Consider the following 13,539-nt stretch of genomic DNA (forward strand, 5'->3'; position numbering starts at 1 on the left):
TTTCTTTATCTATCTTACTGTACATCAGCGTAGTGCTCTGAAACAACTTCGGCACAACGCGGGCAAAGTGTCGGATGATTTGAATCTGCTCCCACTTCAGCAGAAACAACCCAACACCGTTCACATGTTTCCCCTTCTGCCTTTTCGACTACAACAGCTACATGATCAAATTGTAAAGCATGAGCAGGAGCTTCTGTTTTTGCTCCGCCCCGCTCGAATCCTGACACGATTAATAACTGTTTCATATCTTCTTGGATAGAGTCTAATAGCGCGCTTGCTTCTTCATCAGTGTACACTGTTACTTTCGCTGTTAATGACTTTCCGATTACTTTCTCATTCCGGGCTTCTTCGAGAGCTTTTAAAATATCGTCACGAAGCTTCATAAACTTCGTCCACTTATCGACCAGCTCAGTTGCTCCAGATAGTTCCTTACACTCTGGCATATCTGTTAATTGGACACTCTCTTCCGAAACACCCGGTACATAAGCCCAAACTTCATCGGCTGTATGCGATAAAATTGGTGATAAAAGCTTTGTTAAAGAAAGCAGTGTTTCATACAAGACGGTTTGAATCGCACGGCGATCTTGATGATTTTCTGGTTCGATATATAAAATATCTTTTGCAAAATCAAGATAGAACGCGCTTAAGTCCACTGTGCAGAAGTTATTAACCGCATGATAGATAGCGGCAAATTCATAGTTCTCATAATGATAATGAACTTCTTTAATAAGATTATTCAACTTAACGAGCATAAATTGGTCGACTTCACGCAAATTTTCGTAAGCAACCGTATCACGGCTCGGTTCAAAATCAGCTAAATTACCGAGCAAGAAACGGAACGTATTACGGATTTTACGATAAACTTCAGCTACTTGTTTTAAGATCGCATCCGATACACGAACATCCGCCTGGAAGTCTACAGAAGCTACCCATAGACGTAAAATGTCAGCACCGAGCTGCTTCATAACCTTAGAAGGGACTACAACGTTTCCGAGTGATTTACTCATTTTCCGACCCTCGCCATCAAGGGCAAAGCCGTGGCTTAATACTCCCTTATAAGGAGCCTTTCCAGTAATCGCCACTCCTGTCGTTAAAGACGAGTTAAACCAGCCGCGATATTGGTCAGATCCTTCTAAATAGAGATCAGCCGGCCGCTGTAAGTCTTCGCGTTCCTCCAAAACAGCTTGATGGGAAGAACCAGAATCAAACCATACATCCATAATATCGGTCTCTTTTGTAAAATGACCATTTGGACTGCCCGGATGCGTAAAGCCTTCCGGAAGCAGCTCCTTCGCTTCTCTTTCAAACCAGATATTTGAGCCGTGTTCACGGAACAATTCTGATACGTGTGCGATCGTTTCATCCGTAATGATCGGTTCGTTGTTTTCCGCATAAAAAACAGGAATCGGTACACCCCAAACGCGCTGACGAGAGATACACCAGTCTCCACGGTCACGTACCATATTGAATAGGCGTGTTTCGCCCCATGCCGGTACCCACTTTGTTTCTTTTACCGCTTCAAGCAGTTCGTTACGGAATTTATCAATAGAGGCAAACCATTGCGCCGTTGCCCGGAAAATAACTGGTTTCTTTGTCCGCCAGTCGTGCGGATAAGAATGCGTGAAGAATTCTAGCTTTAATAGTGCGCCTGCTTCTTCTAATTTCTCTGTAATTGGCTTGTTTGCTTCATCATAGAACAAACCTTCAAAGCCAGGTGCTTCCTCTGTCATGACGCCGCGATCATTCACTGGACAAAGAACATCCAATCCATATTTTTTCCCAATGATAAAGTCATCTTCCCCATGTCCAGGTGCTGTATGGACACAGCCTGTTCCGGCATCTGTCGTCACATGCTCGCCAAGCATAACGAGTGAATCTCTTCCGTATAAAGGATGCTTCGCAAGAATATGCTCCAACTCTGCCCCTTTAACTGTTTTCACCACTTGAGGAGATTCCCAGCCCACTTTAGCGGCTACTTCTTCCACTAACTCTTCTACAATTACATATTTTTCTCCGTTTGCTTCCATAACGGCGTACGTTAAGTCAGGGTGAACAGAAATTCCAAGGTTAGCCGGAATCGTCCAAGGAGTCGTTGTCCAAATGACAATTTTTGTTCCTTCGTCTAATACGCCTTTTCCATCCTTTACATCGAAAGCAACGTAAATAGAAGGAGAACGCTTGTCTTTATATTCGATTTCAGCTTCAGCAAGAGCCGACTCACTGGATGGAGACCAATACACAGGTCGTAACCCTTTATAAATATAGCCTTTTTTCGCCATCTCGCCGAACACTTTAATTTGCTGAGCTTCATATTCCGGCTTTAATGTAATATACGGATTATCCCAATCACCGCGTACACCTAAATGCTTAAATTGTTCTTTCTGGTTTGCGATTTGTTCGTAGGCATACTCTTCACACAGCTTGCGGAATTCAGCAATCGTCATTTCCTTCCGTTTGACGCCTTTGTTTGTCAGCGCCTGCTCAATTGGCAGCCCATGTGTGTCCCAACCAGGTACATATGGCGCATGAAAGCCGCTCATTGATTTATAACGGACGATAAAATCCTTTAAAATTTTATTGAGCGCATGTCCCATATGAATGTCACCATTCGCATAAGGAGGGCCATCATGAAGGACGAACATTGGCCGTCCTTTTGTCCGCTCCTGAACTCGCTCATAAATTTTCATTTCTTCCCATTTTTCCTGCATAGCCGGTTCACGCTTCGGCAAATTGCCGCGCATTGGAAATTCTGTTTTCGGCATTAATAATGTGTCTTTATATTCCATTAGTAGATCCTCCTTTTTTACAATTACAGCTTCAACAAAAAAAACCTTCTCATCCCTAAAAAAGGGACGAGAAGGTTTCCCGCGGTGCCACCCTGCTTAACACAAAAATGTGTTCACTCAAGCATTCGTATCGTGAATGACTCGCTCTTCCCTACTTGAATATCGTTCGGAAAGAGCGCTCCAGGGTGATATTCCATTTTTCGCCTTTACCGGGCTCGCACCGTTCCCCGACTCGCTTAAAAAACTAAAAAATGTACTGTCCCTATCATCGCGTGTGTCTTATTCGCTTTTCTAATGTTTCAATTATAAAAATTGTTCAGCAGTTCGTCAAGCTTACAATTCTTCTTCGCTTAGTTTCTCTAATTCCTCATTATCTACTTCAAATTCCATTAGAGCATCCCAGTCATCATTATTCAGCAGATCTAACTGAGCTTCCATTAACATTTTAAAGCGCATACGGAATACTTTCGATTGTTTTTTCAGCTCTTCAATTTCGATCGCAATTTTTCTTGCCTTCGCCAGTGATTCGTTCACAATACGATCTGCATTTTTCTCTGCTTCCCGAATAAGAAGCTTCGCTTCTTTATGGGCATTTCTTTTTACTTCTTCTGCTGTCTCCTGAGCAATAACAATCGATTTATTTAACGTTTCTTCAATATTCGAAAAGTATCCAAGCCTTTCACTTTGGCTGTTTAGCTGCTCTTCCAGCTCTTTTTTTTCTCGAATCAGTAATTCATAGTCTTTGATAATCTGATTTAAAAAACTATTTACTTCATCTTCATCATATCCGCGAAATCCACGGCTGAATTCTTTATTATGTATATCTAACGGCGTTAAAGGCACAAGCCCACCTCCATTACAAATCTTTCATTAACATTTTTCATCTACTGTTTAACATTATATAGGTTTTTCAACAGTTTGTGGTGAAATTCCTGTAATTTTGCGAATTTATTTTACGATTCCTAATACGATTCGCCATTTTTCTTTCTTTGTCTGTCCTTCGACCGTTAACAGCTTCGCCCTTCCGGCTCCTCTTACAGAAAAAACATCGCCCTCCGTACATTCAAAAGCCGGATTCTCCTGCTGCTTCCAATTAACCTTTACAAGCCCGCCCTTAATAGCCATCTGCACTTTTTGTCTCGACTGCTTCATAAAAGCAGATAAAACAGCATCGAGGCGCAGAGAGCTGACAGTCGTGCTTATTTCTTTCCATTCCTCTTCTTGGGCAATGGCTTCATCAGGACTCTTTTTATCTAGCGTGACTGCCGTCTTGCCAATTCGATTTAAATTCACTTCAATATAATGGCTCACTTCTTTTGCAGCTAGAAACTGAACTCTTTTCCCATCGGTTAAAATATCCCCAAACTTCCTCCGCCGCAGACCAAGACCCATTAGACTGCCAAGTACCTGGGGATGGGCAATGGACACAAATTTATCAGGGTAATGAAGTTCATATAATACAATATCAAACTCTTTTTCGACAGGGGTAAAATAACTAGGACAAATATAAGCTCTTTTTCTCTCTGTATGAGCAGTTCCGCCAAAGAAGAAAACAGCCGTGTCACCATGGGCCCCGACAACTGATCGAACAATCTCCTGTTCTCGAGGATCCAGAAAATCTGTCAGCTTTGGTGCATACATTTCAGCTGCTTCTCTTTTCCATTCGAACACCTGATCAATAAACTCCTTTTCTTCTGGACGAAAATGCTGATAAATGGATGACATACCCTGTTCTCCTTTTTATTGGCTCTTGTTACTACAGAGCTCTTAAATAAAAGCAAAAAAGGAAGCAGCTGCTTCCCCTTGCGATCTAGTCTTGTTATCAAATTACCCAAATGGCAAGTTGACTCAATCCTCTTGTTGCCAGATTCAACACTAGAAAAGCAACAAGCGGTGAAATATCGATCATGCCGAGCGGGGGAACAATTTTTCTGAATGGTTCCAAATAAGGCTCGCAAATTCTAGCAAGAAAGCGCCCAATAGATGTTTCACGGGCATTTGGAAACCAGGACATTAAAATATAGATAATAAGAGCCCAGGAATAGAGCTCAATCAGTCTCATCAACAAACCAACCACGATTTCCATATCGCTTAGGACCACCTCGTATTATCAGTATCATCTTCTGTTAAAAACTGTGTAATGCTGCCATCCACCTCCACGTTATCTGGAGTGCAAAGGAAGATTTTTGGGCCAAGCTGCTGAATATCTCCACCAATGGCATAAACGGTGCCGCTTAAAAAGTCAATAATTCGCTTTGCTTGATCATGCTGAATACGCTGCAAATTGACAATGACCGCTTTTCTACCCTTTAAATGGTCCGCAATCTCCTGCGCTTCTGCAAAAACTCGCGGTTCACTAAGAATAACCTTAGAAGATTTTTGCACACTTTGTAGACTCACTACATTTTTCTTAGCAGGTTTTGCGTTTTTTACTGGTCTTTCCTCTTCATCCACCTCAGTCTCTTCCACCAGTTGATAGTCATCTTCATCTAATAAAAAGAAGGCTTTAAACTTAGACTTGATTCCCATCATTCCACCTCCCGGGCTTATTCACCAACAAGGGCAGTGCCAATTCTGACCATCGTTGCACCTTCCTCGATGGCAATTTGATAATCATTGCTCATCCCCATTGACAACTCCGTACATGGTGCATGCGGCAATCGTTTGCTCTGAACTTCCTTCTGAAGCTGTTTTAATTGTTTAAAGCAGCTTCTTAACAGGTCCTCATTATCTGTCAACGGTGCCATTGTCATCAGGCCGCATATAACAATCTTTTCATATTTAGCTAACTGCTCTACAAACGAAACAACCTCTTCTGGAGACAAACCATGCTTGGACTCTTCTCCCGATACATTCACTTGAACAAAGCAATTAATCGGCTTTCCTGCCCGTTTATCAATTTCATTCGCTAATGAAAGACGGTCAAGAGAATGTATGTATGAAACTTTATCAATTATATTTTTAACTTTTCTCGATTGCAGGCTGCCAATAAAATGCCAAACTGGCTCTCCTGTTAGCTTGTCCCACTTTTCTAATAACCCTTCATCTCGGTTTTCCCCGAGATGAATAAGTCCGGCTTCAAGCGCCTCCTGAGCCCGTTCTACTGATACATATTTTGTTACAGCAATGATTTTCACTTCATCCGGCTGTCTGCCTGCTTTTTGGCAAGCTGCTTGAATCTGTGACTGTATGTCCTGTAATTTTTCTGCTACTTTCACGTTGAAACTCCTTCCTTCCATCCAATGAACCCTAACATTCTTCCCGTTTTGCCTTGATCGCGCCGATGAGAAAAAAACTCCGCACTGCAGCTTGTACACCACTTTGTCACACGGACATTTTCAAGGGGAAGTCCTGCTTTCAGTAAGATGAGCTTGTTGAGCTCTTGCAAAGAAAGATGAAACTGTCCTGCCTCCCCAGCCACTGGTGAAAATGGTGGAGAATCAAGATCACTAATCCAACGCTGTGCTGCGTCAATTACTCGGCTATCAACCTTATAACAACCTTTACAAATGGACGGGCCAATGACCGCTTCTATTTCTTGTGGCTCAATTCCGTCTTTCTTCCATTGCTCTACAAGGTTAGCTCCAATACCGAGCACTGTTCCCTTCCAACCTGCATGAGCAGTCCCTATTCTCCCATGTTTTTTCGATAAAAAATAGAGAGGAACACAATCAGCATAGCAAAGTGTTAACAGGATGCCCTTTTCATCTGTATACAAACCATCCGTATCAGGGAGACTTGAGTCATACGATAAGGCTCCTCTCCCACTGTCCGATTTTGTTACACAGGCAATACGGTTTTCATGTGTCTGGCAGGCACCAATCCATGCCTCTGCAGGAAAACTCAGAAGCTCACCCAGCTTCTGACGATTAGCGATGACATCTCCCAATCGGTCATTTACATGAAAACCGGTATTTAAGCTATCAAAATCCCCGGTGCTCTTGCCGCCCATTTTAGTGGAAAATCCCGCAACAAGGCCAGGAACAGTTTCGTGCCAATCTTTTATTATATAAAAACTGTTATGTGCAGAAACAAAAGGTTCTGTCATTTTTCTACTCCCGAGCATTTTCTTTTAGTGTAACATAATCAAACAGGAAACGTCACTGAAAAACAAATTATTCATTTTTCTGTCCAGCGTCTGCGGGCAGCGATTGTTCAGAGTAGCGAACTAGAATCACATCTTCTCCAATTTTAACAATCTGTGACCAAGGGATGACAATTTCTTCTTCTTTTCCAAAGAGACCAAGAATTTTTCCTGAAGTGCTAATCACAATCGAATCAATGGTTCCCGCTGTTAAATTTAGGTGAATATCAGAAATATTGCCGAGTTTCTTGCCATTGGCTACATTGATAATATCTTTTAACTGAAAATCAGATATTCTTCCCAATGTCTTGCCTCCTTTGGTTCTTAGTTACCGATATACTACTATATGCAGAAATAAAAAAATAAGACTCTTTAGGCGCCTGCCTCACAAGAGTCTTATCTATTTTCTAATTAATATTTTTATTCATTTGTTTAATAGCTGCTTTTTCAAGCCTTGAAACCTGCGCCTGTGAAATCCCAATTTCTTCGGCTACTTCCATCTGTGTCTTACCTTGAAAAAAGCGTTTGCGAATAATCATTTTTTCCCGATCATTTAGTCTTTTCAGGCCTTCTTTTAAAGCGATTTCCTCAATCCATTGCGTGTCTTTATGGCTGTCATCGCTTAATTGGTCCATCACAAAAATAGGATCGCCGCCGTCATTATAAATTGGCTCAAATAAAGAGACTGGATCTTGAATGGCATCAAGTGCGAATACAATTTCTTCTTTCGGTACATCCAGTTCCCTGCTGATCTCTTCAGCTGTCGGTTCCTTCGATGTTTCAGCAATCAGCCTCTCTCTCACCTGCAGCGCTTTATAAGCAATATCCCGCAGCGAACGAGAAACTCTAATCGGGTTATTATCACGCAAATACCGCCGAATCTCACCGATAATCATAGGCACAGCATATGTAGAAAAACGGACATTATGGCTTAAGTCAAAGTTATCAATCGATTTCATTAGTCCAATACAGCCAACTTGAAACAAGTCATCCACATATTCACCGCGGTTATTAAACCGTTGAATTACACTTAGAACGAGCCGCAAATTCCCATTTACCAGCTTTTCTCGGGCACTTAGCTCTCCTCCCTGAAGACGACGAAATAAATCACGCATCTCTTCATTTTTCAACACAGGAAGCTTCGAAGTATCCACACCGCATATCTCCACTTTGTTTCGCGCCATTATGAAATTTCCCTCCTCGCAGGAACTGCTGTACAACCAACAGTATCTCCCCACAAAAAGAAAACTATGCATAAAAGAAAAGCGGAAGGCGCTCGTCCAGTGCGATAGGGGGTTGGAGGATTTTCTGTGGGAGTCGCTCTTTGACTCCTGCAGAAAATTCGAAACCACCGTACGCACTAGCGCCTGCAGCTAGACAAGAAAAGCGGAAGCAGCTGCCCAGACTCGGCAGGCATAAGACGGACCGCCGAAGTGGCGCTCTTTGCCACACAGGCGTGACGGCTTATGACCGAGAGTCTAGCCGCTGCAACTGGACAATAGAAATGCGGAGCCGACTGCCCTGCCCCGACAAGCATAAGACGAAATGGCGGAGTGGCGTTCTTCAGCCACACAGCCAGATTGGCTTATGACCTCGAGGGGCAAGGAGGAGCAGCTGGACATTCGAAAAGCGAAAGGCGCTCGTCCAGTGCGATAGGGGGTTGGAGGATTTTCTGTGAGAGTCGCTCCTTGACTCCTGCAGAAAAATTCGAAACCACCGTACGCACTAGCGCCTGCAGCTGGACAAAGGAAGTGCGGAAGCGGCCGTTCAACGGCGTATGGGCTGGACAGATCCGAATGAGATAAAGGAAACACGGAAAGCGATAGCGATTCGATGCTGACTTATCGCAGAAACAGCTCAGCTAGGATTCACAGGAGTATTCCGCTAAGTGAATACCTATGTCGATTCGTGAACAAACTTTAACTTTAGAGAGCATCTGTTTCAGTTTACAAGCCTATTTTGAATTATGCTTATAGTTATTTTAGTTCATAAACAACAAAAATCCCCCATTTGTCTGCATTCGGTTAGGCGCTCAGCCGTTCGTTTGCAAATGGGGAATCTGGGTCAGTCAAACCATTTTATTAAATTCTTTTTGCAGGCGCTGAATAATTCTTTTTTCCAGCCTTGAAATGTAAGATTGTGAAATACCCAATAAATCGGCAACATCTTTTTGTGTTTTTTCTTCTTCTCCTTTCAAACCAAAACGCAGTTCCATAATTTGTTTTTCCCTATCCGTTAGATGTTCCATTGCTTTGAATAAGAGACTTCTATCCACTCCTGCTTCAATATCTCTTGTGATGATATCATCGTCAGTTCCGAGCACATCGGAGAGCAACAGCTCATTTCCATCCCAATCCACATTTAGCGGTTCATCAAACGATACTTCCGAGCGGATCTTATTGTTGCGGCGCAAATACATGAGAATCTCATTTTCAATACATCGTGAGGCATAGGTCGCTAATTTTATTTTCTTTTCCGGGTTAAATGTGTTGACGGCTTTGATTAAACCAATGGTACCGATGCTAATTAAGTCTTCAATATTGATCCCGGTATTTTCAAATTTCCTTGCAATGTAAACGACGAGTCGAAGGTTCCTCTCAATGAGCAAAGCTCTTGCTGCCTGATCACCCTTCGGCAGCTTAACCAGCAGTTTTTCTTCTTCATCCCTTGATAAAGGGGGTGGAAGTGCTTCACTCCCGCCGATATAATATATCTCGTCAGTCTTCAACTTTAGCTTAATCAGCAGCTTGTACCAATAGTAAGTGATTTTTAATCGCAAATTCCTCATAAAGCAACCTCCTCAATAATAAGAATAAATATCGCAAGCTATGATACTTCTTCGTAAGATAGAGATAGGACCATCTTCGGATGCAATATACACGAAAACTGGCCATCAGATGATAAACTCATCGGCGTAAAAACAACGAGCGCTTTCGAAATGACGGTTTTCTTTTTCTCGTTGCTTACCTCCACATAATCGGGTTTAAAAGCAGGCAGCAATTGATGAGCCTTTCCAACAGACTTGGCAGGGATTAACCTCATTTTTTCCAACCATTCTTTCGGCAAATATTCCTCTTCAAACAGTAAAACTTCCGGTTGGCCAGCTGCTTTCACAACTTCGCTAGGCAGCTGCTCCTCTAAACCAGCAATAGAAACAAACATAACAGGACACTTAGTAATCGGATCCTGAAGTTGATTTCCTGTATCGACCAATCCTCTTAAAGAAAAATCAGCTTCGTTAATTTTGAGCTTCACATTAAGCAGTTGATCGTGTTGAAGTTTAGCTGTTTCAAAGTCATCAGCTCGACTCTTAGCAAAGTAAAAAGCGATCGGCAAACCAAACATGACAAAAATCCAGCTGACTGGATCACCAAACCCCTTTAACCCAGCTAAGAAGAAGTCCGACTCCAATTGCATATCAAATTCAATAAAATAATGGGCTCCCAGCAGCATGCCTCCCGTTAAAAACGTCGAAAAATAAAAAGTCATGAGATTAACGAAAAAGTATTTCCACCGTCTATAACCAAATACAGCGAACACCATAACGGTCGATAATAAAATTTTCGCCAGTGGATGTCCTGCTATGGGGGCAAGAGGGGTAACCATCAGCAAAATGCTAATAGACCCTATTCCTCCTCCTATTAGGAGACGATACCCTTTTACGTTTCTCTTGAGAAAGATAGCTGTCATCCATAATAGCAAGCTATCGGCAAGCAAGTTCAACAGCCATAATGCATCTAAGTATACAACCACACGTATCCTATCCTCCTTTTACGCCTCATTGCATGTAAATAAGAATATTTACTCAAGTATATCGGGCAAGCAAAAAGAAGTGTGTCACAATATAGAAGGGAAACTAAACAATTTTTAAAGGAAAATTTCGGTTTTTGTCAGATTAGATAAGCGGGAAAATGGGGATAATTAGTTGCATTTATAGAACGCATGTTCTAAAATAAAATAAAGATCAAGGCTATCCAAAAGAATAGCCTTGATCTTTACAATGTAGACACCCTTTAGCGGCGTCTGTTTCTGTTTCTAAGGAATGTTGGAATATCGAGCGTTTCTTCCGCTGGCTGCGAAGGTTGTCTCGTTGGCATTTCTTGCTGCTGTTGCGGCTCTTCATGCCGTACTTCGCGCTTTGGCGGAGACATCGGTGCTTGTTGAACAGTTGGTTGTTTCATTTGACCAAAACCCGTTCTCGGCTGCTTCGGCTGCTGCAGGTCTGACTCTTTAAAGCCAGTGGCAATAACCGTTACAACAATCTCATCTTTTAAGTTCTCGTTAATGACTGAACCAAAGATCATATTTACTTCCTGATCAGAAGCGGAAGCAACGATATCAGCTGCTTCTTGAACCTCGTAAAGGCTTAAATTCGTACCGCCCGTAATATTCATGATAACGCCTTGTGCTCCATCGATAGACGTTTCGAGCAATGGGCTGGAAATGGCTTTCTTCGCTGCTTCTGCTGCGCGATTTTCTCCCGAAGCGATACCGATCCCCATGAGGGCAGAACCCTTGTTAGACATAATCGTTTTCACATCAGCAAAGTCTAAGTTAATCAAACCTGGAGTAGCAATCAAATCTGATATACCTTGAACCCCTTGACGCAATACATTATCTGCTTCTCGGAATGCTTCAAGCATCGGTGTACTCTTATCCACAATCTCCAGTAAGCGATCGTTCGGAATGACGATTAATGTGTCAACGGCTGCTTTCATCGATTCAATGCCGCTAGCCGCCTGTGTAGCCCGTTTGCGCCCTTCAAATGTAAATGGACGAGTCACAACCCCTACTGTTAAGGCTCCAAGATCTTTCGAAATTTGAGCAATAACAGGTGCTGCTCCAGTACCTGTACCACCACCCATTCCGGCAGTTACGAATACCATATCGGCTCCACGTAATGCTTCTTCAATTTGCTCCTTGCTTTCTTCAGCGGCTTTCTTTCCCACTTCTGGATTAGCTCCTGCTCCTAATCCGCGAGTGAGCTTAGAACCAATTTGCATTTTCACTTCAGCTTTTGAAAGATTAAGTGCTTGGGCGTCTGTATTTACCGCGATAAATTCAACCCCCTGCACCCCATGCTCGATCATGCGATTAACAGCATTGTTTCCGCCGCCGCCTACGCCAATAACTTTTATCGTCGCTAATGAATCTAAATTAGTATCAAACTCCAACATGACAAATCCTCCTAATTCGTCGTTATTTCTCTAAGATGACTTATTCCTCGAAAAAATAACCGAAAAATTTCTTTACTTTTGAAGTCAGCTTTTGTTCCGGCTGCTTTTCAACCTTCGCTTTTTTAGGCGGTAAAGGCTCTTCCTGCCGCGAGTCAGGCACCGTAATTGGTTCTTGGACAGCACTTACTTTTCTGCCTTGTAATTTAGCATTCTTGTAAGCATACTTAATTAACCCAACTGAAGCTGTATACTGAGGCTCTCTTACTCCAATATAATCAGGAATCGCCATGCGAACACGATTTTGGAAAACATCTTGAGCTAAATCAAGTATACCAGGTATAGACGATGTTCCGCCCGTTAAAACAAAGCCACCAGGCACATCGTGAATTCCGTGATGTCTCAACTCATCAAGAATCATTTCAAATATTTCTTCTAATCTCGCTTCAATAATATCGGAAATTTCCAATTGACTAAACTGCTGATGCTGATCACTGCCGATAATAGGAACACTAAATACCTCTTCTTCAGAGGCCATGTCATAAAAAGCATGTCCATGCTTCAGCTTGATTTTTTCTGCGTCTTCTGTAGTCGTACGCAACCCGATCGATAAATCTTTTGTAATATGGTCGCCGCCGATCGGAAAGACGGCAGTGGCTTTTATATTCCCTTGACTGAACGCGGCTACTGTTGTAGATCCCCCTCCAATATCAATGAGAACTGTGCCTAAATTTTGCTCATCTTTCGACAAAGCTACTTCTCCCGCTGCCAGCGGTTGAAAAACGATATCCATAATTTCAAGACCGGCCCGCTCTACACAACGTAATGTATTATGTAAGAATGTCTTAGAGCCCGTTACGATGATTCCTTCCATCTCTAAGCGGACGCCAATCATGCCGCGCGGATCTGTAATTTCATCTAGACCGTCTACAATAAATTGCTTAGGAATGACATTAATAATCTCACGGTCAGGGGGAATGGACATAACCTGAGAAGCATCAATCACCCTTGCCACATCTACATCAGTGATTTCTCGATTTTCACTAGAGACAGCCACCACTCCACTGCATGGCTGTAAAAGAGCGTGATTGCCGGCAATGCCAACGACCACTTGTTTAATTTCTATACCAACCATTCTTTCTGCTTGCTCGATTGCTTTCTTTATTGAATGAACGGTTTCATCGATGTCTACGACAGCGCCTTTGCGAATTCCTTTCGATTTTACATTCCCAACACCGATAATATTCAATGATTCATTTACCATTTCACCAATTATTACTTTTATAGCGGACGTACCGATGTCAAGACTTACTAACACTTCATTGCTGTTCATTCTTTGGCACCTCCCTCAGCTCTGAAAACTCATTGTCCGAACAACAATTTTTCTTTTTGGTCGAATTATTTATATAATAGAAAACATTCGTCATTTTCAACATAATTCCCTTTTAAATTTTAATATTTTTTACTATTTTACCTTTTTCCTAGATTGCGTAGG

General features: G+C 42.3%; 14 protein-coding genes and 1 other annotated feature. Of the genes, 1 reads left to right on the top strand and 13 read right to left on the bottom strand.

Features of this window, described 5'->3' with window-relative positions:
* Positions 1-14: 14 nt before the first annotated feature.
* From ileS to sigG, 9 genes are all read right to left on the bottom strand, one after another.
* Positions 15-2,786 (bottom strand): isoleucine--tRNA ligase, encoded by a 2,772-nt coding sequence (gene ileS / locus A8F95_RS16630; protein WP_065411531.1) that lies wholly within the window; start codon positions 2,784-2,786, stop codon positions 15-17.
* Positions 2,787-2,845: 59 nt separating this feature from the next.
* Positions 2,846-3,064 (bottom strand) — a binding site (T-box leader).
* A 55-nt stretch (positions 3,065-3,119) separates the two neighbouring features.
* Positions 3,120-3,629, bottom strand: coding sequence for a DivIVA domain-containing protein (locus A8F95_RS16635; RefSeq protein ID WP_065411532.1), 510 nt, complete (start codon positions 3,627-3,629; stop codon positions 3,120-3,122).
* Between the two features lie 105 nt (positions 3,630-3,734).
* Positions 3,735-4,511, bottom strand: coding sequence for a YlmH family RNA-binding protein (locus A8F95_RS16640; protein WP_065411533.1), 777 nt, complete (start codon positions 4,509-4,511; stop codon positions 3,735-3,737).
* Between the two features lie 97 nt (positions 4,512-4,608).
* Positions 4,609-4,872 (bottom strand): YggT family protein, encoded by a 264-nt coding sequence (locus A8F95_RS16645; RefSeq protein ID WP_049661406.1) that lies wholly within the window; start codon positions 4,870-4,872, stop codon positions 4,609-4,611.
* 5 nt (positions 4,873-4,877) lie between these two features.
* A complete protein-coding gene (locus A8F95_RS16650) occupies positions 4,878-5,315 on the bottom strand; it encodes a cell division protein SepF (RefSeq protein ID WP_065411534.1) in 438 nt (145 codons plus the stop codon).
* Positions 5,316-5,332: 17 nt separating this feature from the next.
* A complete protein-coding gene (locus A8F95_RS16655) occupies positions 5,333-6,004 on the bottom strand; it encodes a YggS family pyridoxal phosphate-dependent enzyme (protein ID WP_065411535.1) in 672 nt (223 codons plus the stop codon).
* Complete coding sequence (gene pgeF / locus A8F95_RS16660) at positions 6,001-6,834, bottom strand: peptidoglycan editing factor PgeF (protein ID WP_065411536.1); 834 nt, start codon at positions 6,832-6,834, stop codon at positions 6,001-6,003. The genes A8F95_RS16655 and pgeF overlap by 4 nt, the downstream gene beginning before the upstream one ends.
* 67 nt (positions 6,835-6,901) lie before the next feature.
* Positions 6,902-7,174, bottom strand: coding sequence for a YlmC/YmxH family sporulation protein (locus tag A8F95_RS16665; protein WP_065411537.1), 273 nt, complete (start codon positions 7,172-7,174; stop codon positions 6,902-6,904).
* A 103-nt stretch (positions 7,175-7,277) separates the two neighbouring features.
* Positions 7,278-8,054, bottom strand: coding sequence for an RNA polymerase sporulation sigma factor SigG (gene sigG / locus A8F95_RS16670; protein WP_041099837.1), 777 nt, complete (start codon positions 8,052-8,054; stop codon positions 7,278-7,280).
* Between the two features lie 140 nt (positions 8,055-8,194).
* On the opposite strand from sigG, the gene A8F95_RS22160 reads away from it, so the two are divergent.
* The gene (locus A8F95_RS22160; protein WP_141676291.1) at positions 8,195-8,461 is read left to right on the top strand and encodes a hypothetical protein; all 267 of its coding nucleotides are present in this window, start codon (positions 8,195-8,197) and stop codon (positions 8,459-8,461) included.
* A 477-nt stretch (positions 8,462-8,938) separates the two neighbouring features.
* Here the strand turns inward: A8F95_RS22160 and sigE are convergent, their stop codons facing one another.
* From sigE to ftsA, 4 genes are all read right to left on the bottom strand, one after another.
* Entirely contained in the window at positions 8,939-9,658 is a 720-nt protein-coding gene (gene sigE, locus A8F95_RS16675) for an RNA polymerase sporulation sigma factor SigE (RefSeq protein WP_049661397.1), read from the bottom strand.
* 38 nt (positions 9,659-9,696) lie between these two features.
* On the bottom strand, positions 9,697-10,623 hold the full coding sequence (gene spoIIGA / locus A8F95_RS16680; RefSeq protein ID WP_065411538.1) for a sigma-E processing peptidase SpoIIGA: 927 nt from the start codon (positions 10,621-10,623) through the stop codon (positions 9,697-9,699).
* Positions 10,624-10,883: 260 nt separating this feature from the next.
* A complete protein-coding gene (gene ftsZ / locus A8F95_RS16685) occupies positions 10,884-12,047 on the bottom strand; it encodes a cell division protein FtsZ (RefSeq protein ID WP_065411539.1) in 1,164 nt (387 codons plus the stop codon).
* A 40-nt stretch (positions 12,048-12,087) separates the two neighbouring features.
* Positions 12,088-13,377 carry a cell division protein FtsA gene (ftsA, locus tag A8F95_RS16690; RefSeq protein ID WP_065411540.1) on the bottom strand — a complete coding sequence of 430 codons (1,290 nt, stop codon included), beginning with the start codon at positions 13,375-13,377 and terminating at the stop codon, positions 12,088-12,090.
* Positions 13,378-13,539: the final 162 nt, after the last annotated feature.

Source organism: Pseudobacillus wudalianchiensis, from assembly GCF_001685015.1.
In the GTDB taxonomy this organism is placed as follows: Bacteria; Bacillota; Bacilli; order Bacillales; family Domibacillaceae; genus Pseudobacillus; species Pseudobacillus wudalianchiensis.

What these genes read in the sequence shown, in the direction of transcription:
- sigG (WP_041099837.1), bottom strand. Translation starts at nt 8,054, where the DNA reads ATGGCGCGAAACAAAGTGGAGATATGCGGTGTGGATACTTCGAAGCTT.
- pgeF (WP_065411536.1), bottom strand. Translation starts at nt 6,834, where the DNA reads ATGACAGAACCTTTTGTTTCTGCACATAACAGTTTTTATATAATAAAA.
- A8F95_RS16645 (WP_049661406.1), bottom strand. Translation starts at nt 4,872, where the DNA reads ATGGAAATCGTGGTTGGTTTGTTGATGAGACTGATTGAGCTCTATTCC.
- A8F95_RS16640 (WP_065411533.1), bottom strand. Translation starts at nt 4,511, where the DNA reads ATGTCATCCATTTATCAGCATTTTCGTCCAGAAGAAAAGGAGTTTATT.
- sigE (WP_049661397.1), bottom strand. Translation starts at nt 9,658, where the DNA reads ATGAGGAATTTGCGATTAAAAATCACTTACTATTGGTACAAGCTGCTG.
- ftsZ (WP_065411539.1), bottom strand. Translation starts at nt 12,047, where the DNA reads ATGTTGGAGTTTGATACTAATTTAGATTCATTAGCGACGATAAAAGTT.
- ileS (WP_065411531.1), bottom strand. Translation starts at nt 2,786, where the DNA reads ATGGAATATAAAGACACATTATTAATGCCGAAAACAGAATTTCCAATG.
- A8F95_RS16650 (WP_065411534.1), bottom strand. Translation starts at nt 5,315, where the DNA reads ATGGGAATCAAGTCTAAGTTTAAAGCCTTCTTTTTATTAGATGAAGAT.
- ftsA (WP_065411540.1), bottom strand. Translation starts at nt 13,377, where the DNA reads ATGAACAGCAATGAAGTGTTAGTAAGTCTTGACATCGGTACGTCCGCT.